Annotated in this window: 18 protein-coding genes; 8 read left to right on the top strand and 10 right to left on the bottom strand. The window is 61.8% G+C overall.

From position 1 onward, the window contains the following. Positions 1-11: 11 nt before the first annotated feature. Complete coding sequence (locus C4J92_RS16100) at positions 12-1,406, top strand: FAD/NAD(P)-binding protein (protein ID WP_124404558.1); 1,395 nt, start codon at positions 12-14, stop codon at positions 1,404-1,406. Positions 1,407-1,798: 392 nt separating this feature from the next. Here C4J92_RS16100 and C4J92_RS16095 read toward each other — a convergent pair whose 3' ends face one another. Genes C4J92_RS16095 through C4J92_RS16080 form a run of 4 tightly spaced genes read right to left on the bottom strand, consistent with a single transcriptional unit; the run spans position 1,799 to position 6,407 of the window. After that, entirely contained in the window at positions 1,799-3,043 is a 1,245-nt protein-coding gene (locus tag C4J92_RS16095) for an efflux RND transporter periplasmic adaptor subunit (RefSeq protein ID WP_124404557.1), read from the bottom strand. Beyond that, entirely contained in the window at positions 3,033-4,511 is a 1,479-nt protein-coding gene (locus tag C4J92_RS16090; protein WP_124404556.1) for a TolC family protein, read from the bottom strand. The genes C4J92_RS16095 and C4J92_RS16090 overlap by 11 nt, the downstream gene beginning before the upstream one ends. Further along, a complete protein-coding gene (locus C4J92_RS16085) occupies positions 4,504-5,703 on the bottom strand; it encodes an ABC transporter permease (RefSeq protein WP_124404555.1) in 1,200 nt (399 codons plus the stop codon). The genes C4J92_RS16090 and C4J92_RS16085 overlap by 8 nt, the downstream gene beginning before the upstream one ends. Continuing rightward, complete coding sequence (locus C4J92_RS16080) at positions 5,700-6,407, bottom strand: ABC transporter ATP-binding protein (RefSeq protein WP_124367435.1); 708 nt, start codon at positions 6,405-6,407, stop codon at positions 5,700-5,702. The genes C4J92_RS16085 and C4J92_RS16080 overlap by 4 nt, the downstream gene beginning before the upstream one ends. 352 nt (positions 6,408-6,759) lie before the next feature. On the opposite strand from C4J92_RS16080, the gene C4J92_RS16075 reads away from it, so the two are divergent. Continuing rightward, positions 6,760-7,512: a TetR/AcrR family transcriptional regulator gene (locus tag C4J92_RS16075; protein WP_124367434.1), complete on the top strand. Its 753-nt coding sequence runs from the start codon at positions 6,760-6,762 to the stop codon at positions 7,510-7,512. 166 nt (positions 7,513-7,678) lie between these two features. On the opposite strand, the gene C4J92_RS16070 is transcribed toward C4J92_RS16075, so the two are convergent. Together C4J92_RS16070 and C4J92_RS16065 are read right to left on the bottom strand one after the other, a co-directional pair. Continuing rightward, on the bottom strand, positions 7,679-8,740 hold the full coding sequence (locus C4J92_RS16070; RefSeq protein ID WP_124363311.1) for an FUSC family protein: 1,062 nt from the start codon (positions 8,738-8,740) through the stop codon (positions 7,679-7,681). A 153-nt stretch (positions 8,741-8,893) separates the two neighbouring features. Then, a complete protein-coding gene (locus C4J92_RS16065; protein ID WP_124404554.1) occupies positions 8,894-10,510 on the bottom strand; it encodes an NADP-dependent glyceraldehyde-3-phosphate dehydrogenase in 1,617 nt (538 codons plus the stop codon). A 138-nt stretch (positions 10,511-10,648) separates the two neighbouring features. Between C4J92_RS16065 and C4J92_RS16060 the strand changes: the two genes are divergently transcribed. The 3 genes from C4J92_RS16060 (at position 10,649) to C4J92_RS16050 (ending at position 13,497) form a co-directional block, all read left to right on the top strand. Continuing rightward, a complete protein-coding gene (locus C4J92_RS16060) occupies positions 10,649-11,530 on the top strand; it encodes a Dyp-type peroxidase (protein ID WP_124404553.1) in 882 nt (293 codons plus the stop codon). An 86-nt stretch (positions 11,531-11,616) separates the two neighbouring features. Next, positions 11,617-12,006 carry a hypothetical protein gene (locus C4J92_RS16055; protein ID WP_124404552.1) on the top strand — a complete coding sequence of 130 codons (390 nt, stop codon included), beginning with the start codon at positions 11,617-11,619 and terminating at the stop codon, positions 12,004-12,006. A gap of 117 nt (positions 12,007-12,123) precedes the next feature. Beyond that, positions 12,124-13,497, top strand: coding sequence for an MFS transporter (locus tag C4J92_RS16050; RefSeq protein WP_124363308.1), 1,374 nt, complete (start codon positions 12,124-12,126; stop codon positions 13,495-13,497). Here C4J92_RS16050 and C4J92_RS16045 read toward each other — a convergent pair. Further along, complete coding sequence (locus C4J92_RS16045) at positions 13,492-14,001, bottom strand: DUF3087 family protein (RefSeq protein ID WP_124404551.1); 510 nt, start codon at positions 13,999-14,001, stop codon at positions 13,492-13,494. The genes C4J92_RS16050 and C4J92_RS16045 overlap by 6 nt on opposite strands. A 113-nt stretch (positions 14,002-14,114) precedes the next feature. On the opposite strand from C4J92_RS16045, the gene C4J92_RS16040 reads away from it, so the two are divergent. Continuing rightward, the gene (locus C4J92_RS16040; RefSeq protein WP_124404550.1) at positions 14,115-14,294 is read left to right on the top strand and encodes a hypothetical protein; all 180 of its coding nucleotides are present in this window, start codon (positions 14,115-14,117) and stop codon (positions 14,292-14,294) included. Between the two features lie 14 nt (positions 14,295-14,308). Beyond that, on the top strand, positions 14,309-14,506 hold the full coding sequence (locus C4J92_RS16035) for a DUF6021 family protein (RefSeq protein ID WP_124367427.1): 198 nt from the start codon (positions 14,309-14,311) through the stop codon (positions 14,504-14,506). 42 nt (positions 14,507-14,548) lie between these two features. Here the strand turns inward: C4J92_RS16035 and C4J92_RS16030 are convergent, their stop codons facing one another. Continuing rightward, positions 14,549-14,785: a DUF6555 family protein gene (locus C4J92_RS16030; protein WP_124363304.1), complete on the bottom strand. Its 237-nt coding sequence runs from the start codon at positions 14,783-14,785 to the stop codon at positions 14,549-14,551. Positions 14,786-15,037: 252 nt separating this feature from the next. On the opposite strand from C4J92_RS16030, the gene C4J92_RS16025 reads away from it, so the two are divergent. Further along, positions 15,038-15,790: an outer membrane beta-barrel protein gene (locus tag C4J92_RS16025; protein WP_124405819.1), complete on the top strand. Its 753-nt coding sequence runs from the start codon at positions 15,038-15,040 to the stop codon at positions 15,788-15,790. Between the two features lie 446 nt (positions 15,791-16,236). Here the strand turns inward: C4J92_RS16025 and nuoN are convergent, their stop codons facing one another. Beyond that, the gene (gene nuoN, locus C4J92_RS16020; protein ID WP_124367423.1) at positions 16,237-17,700 is read right to left on the bottom strand and encodes an NADH-quinone oxidoreductase subunit NuoN; all 1,464 of its coding nucleotides are present in this window, start codon (positions 17,698-17,700) and stop codon (positions 16,237-16,239) included. A 7-nt stretch (positions 17,701-17,707) separates the two neighbouring features. Next, on the bottom strand, positions 17,708-19,240 hold the full coding sequence (gene nuoM, locus C4J92_RS16015) for an NADH-quinone oxidoreductase subunit M (protein WP_025858974.1): 1,533 nt from the start codon (positions 19,238-19,240) through the stop codon (positions 17,708-17,710). Positions 19,241-19,250: the final 10 nt, after the last annotated feature.

Below are 19,250 nucleotides of genomic sequence, written 5' to 3'. Positions count from 1 at the left end.
GGCGAACGTGCATGAGTGAATCCATCCGCAACGCTGATGTACTGATCGTCGGCGGCGGCCTGAGCGGTACGATGCTGGCGGTGCAATTGCTGCGCCTGCCAGGCCGGCGGCGCATCCTGGTGATTGAGCCGCGCGCGGAACTGGGGCGGGGCGAGGCCTACAGTGCGGTCGAACTGGGCCACACCTTGAACGGCAATGCGGCGCGCATGAGTGTCGACCCGGACAATGCCGATGACCTGACCCAATGGCTCACCGCCTACATCGACGCCGGGGGGTGGCCGCAGGCGGCGCAGCAGCCGGTGCCCATCAGCGAGCTGTTCCCGCCCCGCGGGATTTTTGGCCTGTACGCGCAGCAGCGCCTGGCTGAGGCCAAGGCGCTGTCGGCTTCCACGGTCGAGCATGTCCGTGCAGAGGTGGTCGACTTACAGGTTGAGGCTGCCGGCACCTTGGTGTCCCTGGATAACGGCGAACGCCTGCGTGGCACCTTTGCGGTATTGGCCACCGGCATGTTCCCGGCGGCACGCACGCCGCAGACTGAATCCAGCGGCTTGAACGCTGCGGCGCTGGACCCCTGGGACGTATCGGCGATGACCCGGCTCGACCCGCATGCGACCGTGCTGATCATCGGCTCCGGGCTGACCATGGTGGATGCCGTGGTGTCCCTGGAACAGGCCGGGCATCGCGGCCCGATCAAGGTGTTTTCGCGTCACGGTCTGTTGCCCCATGTGCGCCGCCAGCCGCCGAGCTGGGACGACTTTCTTGGCGCTGATCCCGCGCTGCGCAGCCCTCTGCAACTGTTGCGCGAAGTGCGACGTCAATGCCGTATCGCGCTGGACCGGGACATCGATTGGCAGGCGCCGCTGGACACGGTGCGGGTGCACATCGCAAGGTTGTGGAGCCAGGCCAGCGACCGCGAAAAACGCCAGTTCGTGCGGCATGTGCGGCCGTGGTGGGAAAGCCATCACCACCGTTCGCCGCCGTTGAGTGCGCAGTTGGTGGAACGCTTGCATGCAGAAGGACGCCTGCAGATTCACGCGGCGTCGTTCAAGGGGCTGGTACCTTCGGCCAGCGGTGTGGCGATTCGCCTGCGCCATCGCGGTGAGCAGGCGCTCACCCAGGTGCACGGAGCGGCGCTGATCAACTCCAGCGGCATCGAATACGACTGGCGCCGCGTGGCCAGGCCGTTGCCGCAACAACTGCTCAAGCGCGGGTTGATCCGGCCGGGGCCGTTGGCGCTGGGGATTGCGGCGGATGCCAGCGGTGCAGTGCTCGATGCTCAGGGCCAGGTGAGCGGGCGGCTGTTCGCTATGGGCCCGCCGTTGCGCGGGATGTGGTGGGAGAGTACGGCGGTGACCGATGTGGCGATTCAGGCCAAAGCACTGGCCGCCAGGCTCACACAAATTTAAATGTGGGAGGCCCCACTACCTCTTCGACGTAGCGCTGTCGCGCAGCAAACTGGGGGCGCCTACAAATATTCTTGGCGCTGAGGTGATCGTTCCCGCGCTCTGCGTGGGAATGCCTCCTGGGACGCTCCGCGTCCCGCCAAGCGCTGAAAGTTTCGGCGATTGCGCACAGGTGACGCGGAGCGTCACGGGCTGCAATCCCACGCAGGAGCGTGGGAACGATCTTTGAATGTGAAATTTCAGTTTTTAACTGAAAAATTAATCCTTTAAAATCAGCGAGTTGTTTTAAGTTTGATAAGAGGGGGCTTGCTCCCGATGGCGGAGGGTCAGTTAAAGCATGTGTGACTGATTCACCGCCATCGGGAGCAAGCCCCCTCCCACATTTGGATCTGCGTTTATCTTGAGGTCTTTACCAGTCCGGGCTTGAGGCCAAACACTTCAACGCCCTGGGGCGTCGATTGCCCGGTCGTCACCTTCACCCGCTCCACCGGTTTATCCATCGCCTCGCGGTATTCCACGGTCATGTCCGCCTGGATCGCCTCGCTCGGCACCACAATCGCCTGCGCATTGTTGTAAGTCACAATGGTCAACCGCGCGCTCATCCCCAGCCGCACCCGCTGCAATTGCTGCGGCGTGAGCCTGGGGATCGACAAGGTCACCGCAAACTGCGCGCTGCCCTGGCTGTCGTTGGCGATCGCCAGGCCACTGACCACGCTCACCGAGCCCGTCAGGCGCTCACCGTCAAACCCATCGCCCATGACTTCCACCGCCTGCCCTTGATGCAGTTGGTTGATGTCCAGTTCAGAGACCTTGGCGACGATTTTCAAACGCTCGATATTGGCCAGGCCGAACAACACCTGGCCCTGGCTGACCTTGCTGCCGGCTTGTACCGGTGCGGTGTTAGTGCTGCCGCCCTGGGACGACGTGCTATTGCCGGGCGCGGGCACTACGATGCCGGAGAAGGGCGCCTTGACCTCCTTGCCTTCGAGCAGGGTGTGCAGGGCGTCATATTTGACCGTGGCGTTGGTCAGCTCCATATCGGCGATCTGCCGGTATACGCCCTTGCCCTGCTCCAGCGCCTGTTGCAGTTCACTGCGCGCCGCTGTCAGGTCCAGCTGTTGCTGCTGGGTCTGTTGCTTGAGGTCGTCGAGCTCGTTGCGCGGGATGATGCCGCGCTTGAACAGGTTTTCGCTTTCAGTGAGTTTGCGCTGGGTATTGCCGGCAGTCATTTCTGCGGTGCGCAGGCTGCGCCGGGCACGGCTGACGGCGGCGCTGCTGTCCCAGTCCTGCATTTCCTGCACGGTGCGCCGGGCCTTGAGCTGGGCCGAGAGGGCTTCGCGCAGTTGCACTTCTAAGGTGGCCGGGTCCATGCGCAACAGCACTTGGCCGGCCTCGACGCGTTGGCCTTGCTCGACCAGGTTGGCCAAGACATTGCCGTCGAATGGCGCGGTGAGCGTAACGGTGGTGTCGGGCTCGATCTTGCCCACCAGGCCGATCTGGTGCACCAGCGGGTCGGGTTTCACCGCCAGCCATTGTTCACGGGTGGCCGGCCCTTCGGCCGGGCTGCGCAGGGCGAGCCCCACTGCTACCAGCAGCACGATCAACCCAGCACCCAGCAGGCGTTTGCGATTAGTAGTCATTGAGGGCGATTTCCCAGCTTTCCAGGGTCATGCCCAGCGTCAAGTCAAGCTGGGTCTGAGCGTTCAAATAAGCGATCAGCGCATTGAGGCGCGCGTTTTCGGCGTTGCGCAGGTCAGTCTCGAAGCTCAGCACCTGAAAGTTGGTGGAGCGCCCGGCGCTGAGTTTTTCCCGTTCGATCTCGATCTTGCGCCGCGACAGCTCCACGGCGCGCTGGGAGATTTCATATTGGCGCCAACGGGTGCCGAGGTCGCGCACCACGTCATTGACGTTGCGTTCCAGTTCCTGGCGGGCGTCGGTGATGCGGATTTCCTGGTCCTCGACATTCACCCGCGCGCGTACTTCTGCCTGGCGCGTGCTGATGTCACCGATGGGGATCTGCACCTGTACCCCGGCGTAGCTGTCCCAGGTGCGGTTATTGGTACGGCCGTTATCGTTATCGTAGGCGTCGCGCACCTGATTCGCACCGGCCACCAGGTCAACTTGCCAACGCCCGGAGTCCTTGGCGATCACCAGGTTCAGGTCGGCTTGCTGGCTGCCCAGCAGGGCGGCGAGGTATTCCGGTTGCTGGGTTTGCGCGAGGTTGAACGCCTGGCGCCTGTCGATTTCCATGGGCCTGGCCTCCAGGGCTTCGGTGGCGCGAATCGGCGTGGACAGGTCCAGGGCCAGCAGGCGCAGCAGGGCCAGGCGACTGGTATCGAGTTGGTTCTGCGCTTCTTCGACGCCCAATTGCTGGGTGGCGATGTCGGCTTCGGTCTGCACGATCTCGAACTCGGCCATGCGCCCGGCGCTGATCAATGCCTTGTTCACCTCCAGCAGGGTGTTGGAACGCTTGAGCGCATCCTGGACGATCACCTGTTGTTCCTGGGCCCGCAGCAGCTCGCGGTAGGTCGCGATGATCTGGCTGATGGTTTGCGCCACGGTGGCTTTGAGATTGAGACGGTTGGCCTGCTCCGCCAAGCGCGACAGGCGTAGCGGCGCCGTGGTGGCGTCCCAGCCGGCGCCGCGCATCAGCGGCTGGATGACGGCCAGGTCAAGGCCGTCGCTGCGGTAACGACCGGCACGGTCGGCGTTGTTCAATTGCTGGGTCCAGGCCATGCTCAAACGGGTGCCGTATTCGCCGAGCAGGCTGGTGGACGGTGCGAGGTTGGCGTTGCGCGCGCTGTCCTGGGAACCGCGTGTGCCACGGTAATAACTGTTGAGAGTGAGCTTGGGGTTGAACACGTCTTCGGCGACCCGCAGGTCGAACTTCTGCGCAACCCGCTGCAGGTAAGCGCTGCGGATCGCCGGGTTGTTGCGCAGGCCCAGGTACACGGCGTCGCCCAGGGTCAAGGTCGTCACCTGGGCGTTCAGCGATATGCCGCGGTCATAGCCGCTGCGGGTGCTGCTGGGCGCCGAGGGTTTGACGACCATGTCGGCCGCCATGCCGGGCAGGCTGACCAGCGCCAGCAGCAGTAGTCCTTTATTCATCGCGCAAGGCCTCCACCGGTTGCAGCCGTGAGGCCGAGACCGCCGGGTAGATGCCAAAGAACAGACCCACCAGCAACGTACTGCCGACGCCCAGGGGCAGGGCGGCCACCGCCAGGGAAAATGCCCAGCCCGACAGCCACGCGTAGAACCAGGCGGCGGTCATGCCCAGTACCGCGCCGCACAACGCGCCAACGGCGGTCAAGGTGACGGCTTCGAGCAGGAACAGGTTACGGATATCCCGCTGGCGCGCGCCCAGGGCCATACGGATGCCGATCTCACGGCGCCGTTCTGAAACGTTCATCAGCATCACATTCATCACCCCGACACCGCCGCCCACCAGCGAAATCGCGCCGAGGGCCAACAGCAGATAGGCGAAGGTGCGGCTTTGGCGGGTCATGCCATCGATCATTTGCTGGGGCACGGTGATATCGACCGTGTGCTCGGTCAATTGCGGTTGCAGCGCGGCGGCGGCGTCCCGCGCCACACGTTCCATGTCTTGTCCAGGCTGGGCGCGGATGATCACATTGCTTATCTGCGGGCTGGCGAGGATACGCCGCATGCCCTCGGCGGGAATGAACAGCGATTCATTGGCTTGCACCGGCATCAGCATCGCGTGGGGCTGGTTGTGCAGGATGCCGATGATCAGGAACAGGTAGTCGTTGATGCGCACGCGGTCGCCCAGTTTGAGCGGCTCACCGGGTGCGCCGAGCGTCTGGGCGACCTGGTCACCGATCACCCCATAGGTTTCATTGGCATCGAAGGCGGACAGGAAACGCCCCTCGCGCAGCGCCAGGCGCATGGCGGCCTGCACATCCGAGGTGCTGCCGACGAAGTTGGCATTGGCGCTGCGGCCATGGAACACGATGGGCCCGCTGAACAGACTGAGCGCGCCGATATGGGCGATGCCCGGCACAGCCTGGCGTACCTGTTCCAGGTCAATCTGGCTGCGCATCGCTACGTTGCTGGTGCCTTTGGGCGGGAACTGGACGACCAGGGTGTCGGTGCCCATGTCCTTGAAAATCATCGCGGCGTCCATCGCGGCGTTATGGCCGATATTGATCAACGCCACCACCGATGAGCTGCCGATCACGATACCCAGCAGGGCCAGCACCGAGCGTTTGCCCAGGGTGCGCAGGCTGATGAACGCTTCATGCAGCAGTTGGCTCAGGCTCTGCTCGACCCGCAGGCTCATCGGCGCTGGTCCTCGTGCACTACGCCGTTGCGCACCCGGATCTTGCGCTCCAGCCGCTCGGCGATCTGCGCGTCGTGGGTGACGATGATCAGCGTTACCTGTTGCTCGCGATTGAGGGTGAGGAGCAGGTCCATGATGTCTTGGGCGGTGCTGCTGTCGAGGTTGCCGGTGGGTTCGTCGGCGAGGATGACCGAGGGCTTGCCGACCAGCGCCCGCGCGATGGCGACGCGCTGGCGTTGACCACCGGAGAGGTCGGCGGGGCGATGGTGGGCGCGCTCGGCCAGGCCGACTTGCTCGAGCATGCGCAAGGCCTGCTCCACCGATTCATGGCGAGATACGCCACGATAACTGAGGGGGAGCGCGACGTTGTCGAGGGCGCTGAGGCGCGGCAGCAGGTTGAAGCTCTGGAACACGAAACCGATCTGCTGGTTACGGATCGCCGCCAGTTCATCCGCCGTGGCGTTGAAAATGTCATGGCCGGCGAAGTGGTACTGGCCACAGTTGGGCAAGTCCAACAGGCCGAGGATATTGAGCAGGGTGCTTTTGCCGGAGCCGGATGCGCCGAGGATGCCGCAGCTGTCACCGCTGGCGATGGACAGGCACACGTCATTCAGAATCGACAGCTGTTGCCCGGCAAGCTGATAGCTTTTGCCGATGCCTTGCAGGGAAATCAAGCTGGGGTGCGCGGGGGTCTCGGTCATCATGACTACGCCTGCAGTCTCGACGGTCTTGGGTGGCCCTGCAAATCTTTGTAACAAGTTTGCGGGGCTGCCGATGCCGTCACCGACTAGTTTAATTTCTTGTTTTTAAAAAATTGTTTGAATAGTAACCGCGTTCAATCCGCTTCGCCAGCTGTGGATGTAGAGCGGTTTGTTGCGTTGAGACGACGTCTGCGCAGGCCTCGCGAAGGGTTGAAAATCCGTTGGCGGCCATGAATATTCGCGCATGCAAGGCTTTTGCTCATATGGCACCGTGTCATTACTTGCTTTCGAACGAAGGCCCCGGTATAAAAAATCAAATTATTTTTTAAAACAATATTTCCCCCGTGGAACCCTTATGGCCGCGAAGAAGCTCAGCGCTCCAAACATTACCAAGACTCGACTGCTGGATGCGACAGAGGCGCTCTTTATTAAGTACGGATATGACGCGGTTTTATTACGGCAGATTACCGAGCGCGCCCAGGTCAACCTGGCTGCGGTGAACTATCACTTCGGGGACAAGGACTCCCTGATGAAAACCCTGCTGATGCAGCGCCTTGAGCCGCTCAACGAGCAGCGCCTGGAATTGCTGGCGCGTTGCGAGGCCGAGTCCGATGGCCCGCTGGACTGCGACACACTGCTCGGCGTGCTGTTCGCCCCGGCCATGGGCCTGGAACGCAGCGATCCAGCCAGTGGGGAAGGGCGTTCCTTCATCCGTTTTCTCGGTCGGGTGTACAGCGACACCTCGCCGTTTATCCAGGAATACCTCAAGGTGCATTACCAGCCGGTGTTCCAGCGTTTCTTCGAGGCGTTCGCCCTGGCATTGCCGGATTTGCCACGCAATGAACTGGGCGTGCGCCTGCAATTTGCGCTCAAGGCGATTTCCGGGGTGATGGCCGGCACTGAATTGCGCCTGCTGATGAACTCCATGAGCCTCGGGCGCCCGGCGACGGATGCCGAAGTGATGGCCAAGCTGATTACGCTGGTGTCGGCGGCCATTCGTGTGCCGCAGCAGAGCGCTGAGGCCGAAACGGCCTTGGCCAAAGTGCTGGAGACCCAGCGGGCGATTCGTGAGCAGGCAACAACGCCTGCCGGCAAGGTTGCGCGCTAGGTCAAATCCAGGGCAAAAAAAAGCCCGCTGGGGCGGCGGGCTTGATATGCAACGTTTGTAACGGATGAGGCTTCACACTACGTCTCGGCTTGTGAATAAAACGTGAAAAATATGTAAGAGAAAGTGTGAATGCGTTAATGCGAGCAAATTTACGCAACGGCCTTCTCTAGATTTTCCAGCGAGGGGCACTTTTCGCCAGCCGCTGGCGCATCTGATCCACGTTATCCGCCAGTTGTACGGTCAACAATCGATAACCATCCAGCGCACTGTATACGGGTGCATCGAGTGTGGTTTGGGTGCCGCTGGCGGTATGGGGGCGTTGCAGACGCTCCGTAACGCCCGATTTCAACGCCCGTGCCATTCCCACCAACTGCACCCGAATCTGCCGATGCTCGGCCTTGAGCATCACGCGCATCCGCGCGGTAGCTTGCTCATCACGCGGGTCCGGTCGGGTATTGCCAAGAATCTCCAGGGTGCTGATGCACATGCGCAGGTGCCGCTGGAGTTTATCCAGCTCGGTCATGGAAATCCGCACTTCCTTGGACACCGACGGCATCAGCGAGCGCAGCTGCAGCATGGCCGCGTTCAAGCGGTTGAGCAGTTTGAGGTGTTCGTCATCGGTGACCGATTGGCCATTGATGATCCGGCTGTAGATCGCTGCACAATCGCGCAAGGCACTGGCCAGGTTGTAGCGCCACGAGTACACCGCGTACAGCGGCAGGGCGAAGGAAAACGCCAGGGCCAGCGCGATGCCGATCAGGATGTCGACGGTGCGCCACAACCCATCCGAGATCGGGTTGTCGCCGTGCCCGGCCACGATAAACACCGTGATCGCCGACAGCAACGCGATATAGCCGCCCTTGCCGATGGCGTGGTAGGAAAAGAACCCGCACACCGCCGACATCAATAAGTAGGTGAGCAGTGGCATACCCAGCCAGGCATGTTGCACCACCACCAACAAGCCGACGCTGGCCCCGATCAACGTACCGTAGGCGCGTTCCACGGCTTTCTTGCCGATATTGCCATGGTGCTGCAACCCGCCGATCACAATCAGCATGGTCACCGACGCCCACTCACCATGGGGCAGGTTGATGCCGGTGGTCAGCAGGATCGTCGCCAGCAAGCCGATGGACACGCGTACCGCGTGGATCAGCTTGGCATGGCGATAGCGCCGGTACGGGTCGAGCACGGGGCGCAGCAGGCGCCGGGCGAGCATAGGCAGGTTCATCGGTAGTAAAGGGGCCTCATCCATCAGGGTAAACTCGGTCAAACAATGTGGGAGGGGGCTTGCCCCCGATGACGGTGTGTCAGCTAACAGACTCTTTACTGATCCACCGCCATCGGGGGCAAGCCCCCTCCCACATTCAGATCGGCGTTGTGCTTAGAAAATGTAGTCGGTGCTGATGAAGCTCGAGTCACGGTTGCGCAGGATATCGCTGAGCAACGCCTTGTTGCTCTCCTGGAACTTGGTCGCCACCAAGGTGCGGATCGAGAACACGCGCAATGCGTCATGTACCGACAACGTGCCCTCGGCCGAGTTCTTGCGCCCGTTGAAGGGGAAGGTGTCCGGCCCGCGTTGGCACTGAGCGTTGATATTGATCCGGCCGACCTGGTTGGCGAAGGTATCTACCAGGCGTCCGACCTCGACGGGGTTGGTACCGAAAATGCTCAACTGCTGGCCGAAATCCGAGTCCAGTACGTAGTCGATCACCGTCTCGAGGTCACGGTAGGGCACGATCGGTACCACCGGGCCGAACTGTTCTTCGTGGTACACGCGCATCTGCGGGTTCACCGGGTACAGCACCGCCGGGTAGAAGAACGACCCACGGCTGCTGCCACCTTCGGCGTTGACAACCTTGGCGCCGTGCCGCGCCGCGTCGGCTACCAGTTCGTTGAGGTAATCAACCTTGCCCACTTCCGGCAACGGCGTCAGCGCCACGCCATCCTCCCACGGCATACCGGGCTTGAGCGTCGCTAGCTTGGCGTTGAACTTCTCGATAAAGCTATCGACCACATCCGCGTGCACAAACAGGATTTTCAACGCGGTGCATCGCTGGCCGTTGAACGACAGCGAGCCGGTGAGCGCTTCGCTGACCGCGTTATCAAGGTCGACCTCGGGCAACACGATGCCGGGGTTTTTCGCATCCAGGCCCAATGCGGCGCGCAGGCGGTGGGGTTTTGGATGCAGTTTTTTCAGGTCGCTGGCGGCCTTATTGGTGCCGATAAACGCAAAGATATCGATCTTGCCGCTGGCCATCAGCGCGCTGACGGTTTCGCGGCCGCTGCCGTAGATCACGTTGATCACCCCGGCCGGGAAGCTGTCGCGGAATGCTTCCAGCAACGGGCGGATCAACAGCACGCCGAGCTTGGCCGGCTTGAACACCACGGTATTGCCCATGATCAGCGCCGGGATCAGCGTGGTGAAGGTCTCGTTGAGCGGGTAGTTATAAGGCCCCATGCACAGCGCCACGCCCAGCGGTACGCGGCGGATTTGCCCCAGGGTGTCCTGTTCCAGTTCGAAGCGGCTGCTGCGCCGGTCGAGTTCCTTGAGGGCGTTGATGGTGTCGGTGATGTAGTCACAGGTGCGGTCGAACTCTTTCTGCGAGTCCTTGAGGTTCTTGCCGATCTCCCACATCAGCAGCTTAACCACCGCGTCGCGCTGTTCGCGCATGCGCCGCAGGAAGGCTTCCACATGCTGGATGCGGTCGGCCACGCGCAGGGTCGGCCATTCACCCTGGCCCCGGTCATACGCGCGTACGGCTGCGTCGAGGGCGGTGAGGGCGGTCTCGGCGTCCAGCAGCGGGGTGCTGCCGATGTGCACGCGTTCATCGCCAAGTTGCACCGGGCTTTGGATGCGCGCCAACGGGCCATTCCACACCCGCAACTGGCCGTCGACCAGGTAATCACGCTGTTCAATCGGCGCGCCCAGGCGAAATGGCTCGGGAATGTCGGTGGTGGAGGCGGGAAACAACTGGGCGAGCAGGTTACTGGTGGTCATGGCGCTACCCCTGGAATAGTTGCAAAACATGACTAGAGAGTCACCTATACCAGGGCTCTATGGCAAGGCTTGCGCGCTTTCCCCTGCGCATTCCGGGTGCTTCGGGATAAACTGCGCGGCTTTCTTGAAGGAGTTCACATGAGTCAGTACCAGCCGGGCATTCTTGCCGCACCGGTGCCGTTGCAGGCACGCCATCTGTTTTTTGCCATTGAGTCCCTGGACGCCTTGCCCGCTGCGCTGGACGCACTGGTGCAGTTGACGGATTCCGCGGCGGTGGTCGGTTTCGGTGAGCCGCTGGTAAACGCATTGGGTGCACGCGTCGAAGGGTTGCGTAGCTTCCCGGCCCTCAGCGGCCCGGGCGCGCATAACCCCTCCACTCAGCAGGCCCTGTGGGTATGGCTGCATGGCGTGGACCGGGGAGAATTGTTGCTGCGCAGCCGCGCGTTCGAAAAAGCCCTGGCGCCGGCGTTGCGCCTGGTACAAATGACCGAAGGCTTTCGCTACAAGACCGGTTTCGACCTGACCGACTACGAAGACGGCACCGAGAATCCCCACGACGACGCGGCCGTTGAAGCGGCTCTGACGGACAGCGGCGCCAGCTTCGCCGCTATCCAGCAATGGCAGCACGACCTCGACGGTTTCGCCGCGCTGCCGGCCCAGGAGCGCGACCACATCATCGGCCGCCGCCATGGCGACAACGAAGAGCTCGATGACGCCCCCGAATTTGCCCACACCAAGCGCACCGCCCAGGAAAGCTTCACTCCGGAGGCCTTCGTGGTGCGTCGGTCGATGCCATGGGCCGAGAACGGCCAGGCGGGGCTGATGTTTCTCGCGTTCGGGCATTCCTTCGATGCATTCGAAGCGCAACTGCGCCGCATGAGTGGCCTGGAAGACGGGATTGTCGATGGTTTGTATCGCATCAGCACACCGTTGACCGGCGGCTACTATTGGTGCCCGCCGTTGAAACAGGGGCATTTAGACCTGAGCGCGATTACCCCGGCTACGCCGATCCACAGGTGACAGCTTGCCCCCTGAAGCCTTGGAACTGACCGATGGTCGCTGGCCACAGAACAGCGACCTCGGCAAACTTCCAGGAGCACTTAATCATGCTGATCTCAAGCATTTCCGTGTCGCACGCCGCGCCGGCACGTCCGTCCCCCAACCAGTATTCGAAGATGTCGGATTCGGATCTGGCCAAGGCGTTTGGTGACAACTTCCAGGCGTTCAAACACCCGACGACTCCGAATGCAACCACGGACAAAATCCGTGAAGTGGCGGGACGTTCGCTGACGGGCGACGCGCAAAAAGACAATGAAACCCAACTTGCCCGCGAAGTACTCAAACGTGACAACGTCCTGAAGGCGCTGGATTCAGTGGATGACAACGGCAAGCGCGACGGCGTGATCGGCCCCTGGAATCCGCAGATGGCGGCTGACCAGTTAGCCTGTAATCGCTGCATGAGCCCGTCCGTTACCACCGTCCAAATCACCTATTGACCCGGGCCAGGCCAGGCCTCGGCGAACATGAAAAAATTGACAGCCACGCCAATGACCGCTGAAAAAAAACCGCACTGGTCGTAATCTAGGCGCCCTTGCCACCCGTGCGGATCGTTCATGTCTTCTGTTGCCGATGGGCTGCCCCTCAATAAACGCTTGCCGGCAGTGATTGCCCTGTCCTTGGGGATCGGCATGGCGACCCTCGACACCGCCATCGTCAATACCGCCTTGCCGACGCTGGCGGAGGGTATTGGCACTGACTCGGCGTCGGTGATCTGGGTGGTCAACGCCTACCAGTTGGCGATTGTCGCGACGGTGCTGCCGTTCGCGGCGCTGAGCGATGTATTGGGGCATCGCCGCGTGTACCTGGGCGGATTGCTGCTGTTCATTGTTTCATCGTTGTTGTGCGGGCTGGCCGATTCGCTGCTGACCCTGACCGCCGCACGGGTGGCGCAAGGCCTGGGGGCGGCGGCGCTGATGAGCGTCAACACCGCGTTGCTGCGGCATATCTACCCCGCAAACATGCTCGGGCGCGGCCTGGGCTATAACTCGCTGGTGGTGGGGCTGGCGTTCACCTTGGGCCCCACCGCGGCGTCGGCGATCCTTTCGGTCGCCACCTGGCACTGGCTGTACCTGATCAATGTGCCGTTGGGGCTGCTGGCCCTCGGCCTGGGCCTGCGATCGTTACCCGTGCTGCCAATCATGGGTCACGCTTTCGACCGCTTGGCGGCGCTGTTGTGCGCAGGCTTGTTCGCTTTGCTGGTCTTGGGACTGGGCGCCGCCGTGCATGGTGCACAGGGCGCGCTGACCCTGGGGCTGATCGCGCTGGCGCTGGTGTTCGGCGCGTTGCTGCTGCGCCGCGAGGCCGGGCACCCGGCGCCGATGCTGGCGGTGGATTTGTTCAAGCGCCCGGTGTTTGCATTGTCTTCGTTGACGGCGATCTGTGCCTTCAGTGCCCAGGGGCTGGCGTTTGTGGCGCTGCCGTTTCTGTTGCAAACGACGCTGGGCCACAGCCAAGTGGAAACTGGTTTTCTGATGACACCGTGGCCGGCCGTGGTGGCGGTCATGGCCTTGATCGCAGGGCGCCTGGCCGATCGCGTGTCACTGGGCCTGCTGTGCGGCATTGGCTTGTTGATGCTCAGCGTCGGCATGGCCGCGTTGGCCACCTTGGGCACTGACGCCTCGGCCTTCGAGATCGGCTGGCGCATGGCCCTCTGCGGCGCCGGTTTCGGCTTTTTCCAGTCGCCCAACCTCAAGGCCTTGATGACCAGCGCACCGTTGGCTCGCAGCGGCGGGGCCAGTGGCATCGTGGCGATCTCGCGGCTGCTGGGGCAGACGTTGGGCGCATCGTTGGTAGCGTTGTGCTTTCATCTGTTCGTGGACAGTGGCCCGCAATACGCACTGTGGCTGGGGTGCGTGTTCGCGCTGGCCGGGGCCGTGGCCAGCGGCCTGCGTTTATTGCCCTATAAACGTACGGATCAGCCTTTATAGCTGTAGCCACGCCGGATCGAGGCGGGTTTGTTCGGTATCGATGCCCAGTGCTTGCATTTTCGCCGCATGCGCGTCGATCTCACCGGCCAGTTGCGCCTGGGCGCTGGAGTTGGCATCCAGGGCATGCATCTGCGTCAGGCCCAGGTGGTAGAAGCGCAGCAGCTTGATCGCGCTGGGGTCATTGGCCTGGACTCGTTCGCTGACCTTATGCATCACATTGGTCACGCTCATCAGGCTACGCTTGAGCTGCCAGCCGTATACCGCCGGCGCCAACCACGCTTGGTTCCAGAACGAGCCACGCACCAGGGCGACGGTGATCAATACCCCGGCAAATACCCCGCCGACATTGAAGCGTAAGTTATCACCGCCCGGTTCACCGAACAGCATCACCGCCAGGCTCGACAGCAGCATCGCCAGGGCCAGGAACACCACAGCGACGATCAGCGTGCTGCGGCGGGTCTGCTGCCGGTAGACAGCGGGGTCACAAGGTTTGAGTTCGAACATCGGGTCGGGCCTCCAGCACGGGAGGGCATCTTCTCATGCTTGAAGCAATCAAGTTGAACGATGGCCACGAGGGGTTTCTCTAAATCCGTGAAGTCCCCATGAGGAAAGCCATCATGTCCGAACACAAGCAACCGCCGCCTGGCACGCCCGATCCTGATCGCACGCCCGGTGAAGAGGAGCGCGATAACGATGCACTGCGCCCCAATGACCCGGCGGAACGTCAAGACAACGACGACGTGGAGCGGGTCGAACAAGACCTGGAAAACCTTCACGACAAAGCCCGCCCGCTGTAAGCAAGGAGGTCTTCATGAGTAATCCCCCGAACGGCCCGCGTTCCGATGAACACGCCAGCGGTAACGATGAGTTGGGTTTCGATCCCGACTCGCCCGACTTGGCTGACCCGCAGGTCGACCCCGTCGGCCCGGCCATCGCGCCGCTGGACAAGCAAAAAGAGCAGCCGGAAAAAAAGCCGCCCTACGATCCGCTGGGCGACTTGAAAAAGTGAACCAAGCCCCGCAATTTGCGGGGCTTGTTTATTTGGAGGGGTTTATTTTGGAGGGTTCCAGCTCACGTCAGTGATGCCGTACTTTTCAGCCCAGGGCCGGGTGGTTTTCTTCACCTGTTCGTGCCCCACGCGGCCGATGCGGCTGACGTGCGCGATGTCGGCATCGACGGCCGCCCAATGCCAGGCTTCGGTGCTGTTCATCACCTCGGCGCGTACCACGAAAGACTTGGGTTTACCGTGCAGTTGATAGTGGATGGTGTAGATCTTAGCGGTACTCATGTTGCCTCCCTGTCTTGTTATAGATGGATAGGTAGGCGCGCGGAAAGGTTCATTCAAAATCACAATTCGCAGCGGCACTTGCGCGGGGACTTGAACACCGGGGCCGGCCCGATAGCGAAGAGTATTGAACTAGAGCCTTCGCTGAACCGTTTTTTGTCCATTTTGGTGCAAATCCGTTCGAACTTTTTGTAAGCGCCGAGGTTCGAACCGATTCCTGAATACTTTGCCCACTCAAAAATGGAGATGTAAATGATGTCCAAACTATTCGGAAAATTTCTCAAGAACACCTCGTTGCTGGCCCTGGTGGCCGCGCCAACCGTGGTGTTCGCGGCGCCGTCCACCGACCCGATTTCCACCTTCGGGATCCTCGGCAGCTATAACGACTTCAAACTCGAAGGCGGTAGCGACAGCGACAAGGAGCACATGCCCGAAGCGGGCCTGTTCTATAACTTCGGCAACAAGCTCACCGCTGAATCCGGCTTTATCTACCAGGCCGGTATTGAAGCCAAGTACGGTGAGAAGAGCGACAACAAACTCAAGGAAGGCCAGGCCGACCTCGACCTCGGCTGGCGTGCCGCGCTGGATGCGCGCAACTTTGTCGATGTAATCGTCGGCGGTGGCTACACCTGGACCCGTTATGAGCCGGACACCAATGGCTACGACATGAAGCTCACCAACAAGTCGCCGTTCGCCAAGGCGGCCCTGGGCTACAACCACCAGTTCGATGACATGACCCTGCGCGTTGAAGCCGGCGCCCGTCATACCATCGATGGCCGCGCCAAGCTCAAGGTGGATGGCGTCGGCAGCGACAGCGTCGACCTCAAGGACCGCACCAACCCTTATGCCGAAGTCAGCCTGCTGATGAACCAGAAAGGCAACCTGCCGGTAATGGCGGGCCTTTACTACACCCGCACCGAGTATAAGCTCGATGACGACTCCTATGTGGCCGACAACACCAAGCTCAAGCGTGATGAGTATGGCTTCAAGGTCGGTATCGCGTTCTGATGCTGTAGTCCTGTAAAAAAACGCCCCGAACATTCGGGGCGTTTTTTTTGCAGCTGTTTCAGATCAGCCCAGTTGATCGTTCCCCCGCTCCGCGTGGGAATGCATCCCGGGACGCTCCGCGTCACCCTTGCGCAAGTGCCGGATCTTGCGCTTAAAGCAGGACGCGGAGCGTCCCGGGTGGCATTCCCACGCAGAGCGTGGGAACGATCATAAAATGAACGCGGTGGCTGTGAGTTTTTCGCGAGCAAGCTAGCTCCTACAAAAGCCTTAACTGACTGGCATTAGCAGGGCAAGCCCACCCCCCCCTAGGGGAATGCATTCCAAATGTGGGAGTGGGCTTGCCCGCGAAGACGATAGTGGTTGCACTGCATCTCTAATGTGTTCCCCCTGAAACGCAAAAACGGCGCCCGAAGGCGCCGTTCTTTTTACTGCATCAACCTAAGCGGTCAAACCCCCAGCACCGCATGCTGCACCAACGTCAGCAACGGTTGCGGGTACACGCCCAGGAAGAAGGCGAGCAGGGCGATGGCCAGCAGCATCACGCCGCCGGCCTTCTGTTCCCAATGCAGCTCGGCATCCACCCGGCGCAGGTTCGGCTCGATCAGGTACAGAGTGACCATCACGCGCAGGTAGTAGAACACGCCGATGGCGCTGCCCAGGACCAGGGATGCGACCAACCACCACTGGTGGGCCTCGACGCCGGTGGCGACGATGTAGAACTTGCCGATAAAGCCGGCGGTCAGCGGGATGCCCGCCAGGGACAGCATCATCACGGTGAGTACGGCGGTCAGGTACGGACGGCGCCAGAACAGGCCGCGGTATTCGTACAGGGCGTCAGCGTCACGGCCTTTGTACGGCGAGGACATCAGCGTAATCACACCGAATGCGCCAAGGCTGGTGATCACGTAGGTGACCAGGTACACGCCAATGGCTTCCACGGCCAGGCCTTTGCTCGCCACCAGGGCGATCAGCAGGTAGCCGAAGTGAGCGATGGACGAGTAACCGAGCAGACGCTTGAGGTTGTTCTGGGTCAGCGCCAGCAGGTTGCCGAACAGGATCGACGCAATGGCGATCACAGTCAGTACATTGCTCAGCACGCCGGTATTGGCCGCAGGCGAGATCTGGAACAGACGCACCATCACCGCAAACACGGCCACTTTCGACGCAGTGGCCAGGAACGCGGCCACAGGCGCCGGGGCGCCTTCGTACACGTCCGGGGTCCACAGGTGGAACGGCACCAAGGAGAGCTTGAACGCCAGGCCGATCAGCATCATCGCCAGGCCCAGTTGGGCAATCGGCGCAGGGCTGTTGGTGGCGGCCAGGGCGTGGCCGATACCGGTGAAGCTCAAGCTGCCGGCTTCGGCGTAGAGCAGCGCCATGCCGAACAACAGGAACGCGGAACCGGCGGCCGACAGCACCATGTACTTGATGCCAGCTTCCAGGGAGCGCTTGTTGAAGAAGGCGTAGGCCACCAGGCCGTAGGTCGGGATCGACAGCAATTCCAGGCCGATGAACAAGCCGGCCAGGTGCTGCGCGCTGACCAGCACGATACCGCCGGCCGCAGCCAGCAGGATCAGCAGGTACAGCTCTTCCTTGTTGCCTGGGTAGCCGGTGCCGCCTTCGCCGAGGTAGGCGTGGGCGAGGGTGACGCAGGCCAGGGTCGCGACCAGGATCAGCGCGATATACAGCAGCGCGAAGTCATCGACCATCATCAATGGCGTGACCGCCAGTGGCGCGACCTTGAGGGCCGGGATGATCGACAGCAGGGCCAGGTTCAACCCGGCGCAGGACAGCAGGAACGTTTGCGAATGATTGCGGCGCCAGGCGATCGCCAGCATCACCACCACGATGGTGAGGCTGGTGATCAGCAGCGGCGCAAGCGCGATAAAGTGTTGGATCGTGAATTCCATAGCGCTCTTACCGGGCCGAAGCGAGTTGAGAGAAGGCGGTGCCGAACCACTGCTGCACGCCATGCATCGTTGCGGCAGAAGTGTCCAGGAACGGCTGTGGGTATACGCCGATGTAGATCAGCAGTACCGCCAGGCCGAGCACCATGATCAGTTCGCGCGCATCCATCCCTTGCAGGACGGTGTCGGACTTGGCCGGGCCGAAGTAGGCGCGGTGGATCATGATCAGCGAGTAGACCGAACCGAACACCAGGCCGGAGGTAGCAATGGCGCTGATCCACGGCGTCTGCACGAAGGCACCCATCAGGATCAGGAACTCGCCGATGAAGTTACCTGTACCCGGCAAGCCCAGCGATGCGGCGGCGAAGAACAGGCTGATTGCCGGCAGGTACGCGATGCGCGACCACACCCCACCCATTTCACGCATGTCACGGGTGTGCAGGCGCTCATACAGCTGGCCACTCAGGATAAAGAGTGCAGCGGCCGAGACACCGTGGGCCAACATCTGGATCACCGCGCCCTGCAGCGCCAGTTGGCTGCCGGAGTAGATGCCGATCAGTACGAAACCCATGTGGGAAACGGACGAGAAGGCGATCAGGCGCTTGATGTCGGTTTGCGCGAAGGCCAGGAACGCACCGTAGAAGATCCCGATCAGACCCAGGGTCATGGCGATCGGCGCGAACTCGGCCGAGGCATTCGGGAACAGCGGCAGGGCGAAACGCAGCAGGCCGTAGGCAGCGGTTTTCAGCAGGATACCGGCCAGGTCCACGGAGCCGGCGGTCGGCGCCTGGGCGTGGGCGTCAGGCAACCAGGAGTGGAACGGCACCACCGGCAGCTTCACCGCGAAGGCGATGAAGAAGCCCAGCATCAGCACGTACTCGGTGGTCAGGGACATCTTGGTTTTCAACAGGTCGGCGTAGTTGAAGGTAATCACGCCGGTGTTGTTGAAGTTGACCAGTACCAGGCCCAGGATCGCCACCAACATGATCAGGCCGGAAGCCTGGGTGAAGATGAAGAACTTGGTCGCCGCGTAGATCCGGGTTTTCTTGCCGTCCGAAGAACTGTGACCCCAGAGCGCGATGAGGAAGTACATCGGCACCAGCATCATTTCCCAGAAGAAGAAGAACATGAACAGGTCCAGCGCCAGGAACACGCCGACAACGCCGCCCAGGATCCACATCAGGTTCAGGTGGAAGAAGCCCACGTGACGCTGGATCTCTTTCCAGGAGCAGAGTACCGAGAGGATACCCAGCAGGCCGGTCAGCAGGATCATCAACAGCGACAGGCCGTCGAGGGCCAGGTGCACGTTGATGCCGAAGCGCTGGATCCATACGTGCTTGAATTCAAGCGCGAAGGTCGGATCGACACCCGGAGCGGGGGCGAATGAATAGTCGCCATGGGCCCACAGCCAGAGGCCGAGCGCGAGTTCCAGGGACATGGTCAGCAACGCAATCCAGCGGGGGAGGGTGGCGCCGAAGCGTTCACCCATCCAGCAGAGCAGGCCGCCGATAAAGGGGATCAGGATTAGCCAGGGCAGAATCATGACGGGCTCG

Origin of the sequence: Pseudomonas sp. R3-18-08, from assembly GCF_003852065.1 — a bacterium.
Lineage (GTDB): Bacteria > Pseudomonadota > Gammaproteobacteria > Pseudomonadales > Pseudomonadaceae > Aquipseudomonas.
Note: the sequence above shows the minus strand (reverse complement) of the source record. Positions and strands in the feature narration are given on the sequence as shown.

Coding starts and splice junctions, on each gene's coding strand:
- C4J92_RS16100 (WP_124404558.1), top strand. CDS start 12: ATGAGTGAATCCATCCGCAACGCTGATGTACTGATCGTCGGCGGCGGC.
- C4J92_RS16095 (WP_124404557.1), bottom strand. CDS start 3,043: ATGACTACTAATCGCAAACGCCTGCTGGGTGCTGGGTTGATCGTGCTG.
- C4J92_RS16090 (WP_124404556.1), bottom strand. CDS start 4,511: ATGAATAAAGGACTACTGCTGCTGGCGCTGGTCAGCCTGCCCGGCATG.
- C4J92_RS16085 (WP_124404555.1), bottom strand. CDS start 5,703: ATGAGCCTGCGGGTCGAGCAGAGCCTGAGCCAACTGCTGCATGAAGCG.
- C4J92_RS16080 (WP_124367435.1), bottom strand. CDS start 6,407: ATGATGACCGAGACCCCCGCGCACCCCAGCTTGATTTCCCTGCAAGGC.
- C4J92_RS16075 (WP_124367434.1), top strand. CDS start 6,760: ATGGCCGCGAAGAAGCTCAGCGCTCCAAACATTACCAAGACTCGACTG.
- C4J92_RS16070 (WP_124363311.1), bottom strand. CDS start 8,740: ATGAACCTGCCTATGCTCGCCCGGCGCCTGCTGCGCCCCGTGCTCGAC.
- C4J92_RS16065 (WP_124404554.1), bottom strand. CDS start 10,510: ATGACCACCAGTAACCTGCTCGCCCAGTTGTTTCCCGCCTCCACCACC.
- C4J92_RS16060 (WP_124404553.1), top strand. CDS start 10,649: ATGAGTCAGTACCAGCCGGGCATTCTTGCCGCACCGGTGCCGTTGCAG.
- C4J92_RS16055 (WP_124404552.1), top strand. CDS start 11,617: ATGCTGATCTCAAGCATTTCCGTGTCGCACGCCGCGCCGGCACGTCCG.
- C4J92_RS16050 (WP_124363308.1), top strand. CDS start 12,124: ATGTCTTCTGTTGCCGATGGGCTGCCCCTCAATAAACGCTTGCCGGCA.
- C4J92_RS16045 (WP_124404551.1), bottom strand. CDS start 14,001: ATGTTCGAACTCAAACCTTGTGACCCCGCTGTCTACCGGCAGCAGACC.
- C4J92_RS16040 (WP_124404550.1), top strand. CDS start 14,115: ATGTCCGAACACAAGCAACCGCCGCCTGGCACGCCCGATCCTGATCGC.
- C4J92_RS16035 (WP_124367427.1), top strand. CDS start 14,309: ATGAGTAATCCCCCGAACGGCCCGCGTTCCGATGAACACGCCAGCGGT.
- C4J92_RS16030 (WP_124363304.1), bottom strand. CDS start 14,785: ATGAGTACCGCTAAGATCTACACCATCCACTATCAACTGCACGGTAAA.
- C4J92_RS16025 (WP_124405819.1), top strand. CDS start 15,038: ATGTCCAAACTATTCGGAAAATTTCTCAAGAACACCTCGTTGCTGGCC.
- nuoN (WP_124367423.1), bottom strand. CDS start 17,700: ATGGAATTCACGATCCAACACTTTATCGCGCTTGCGCCGCTGCTGATC.
- nuoM (WP_025858974.1), bottom strand. CDS start 19,240: ATGATTCTGCCCTGGCTAATCCTGATCCCCTTTATCGGCGGCCTGCTC.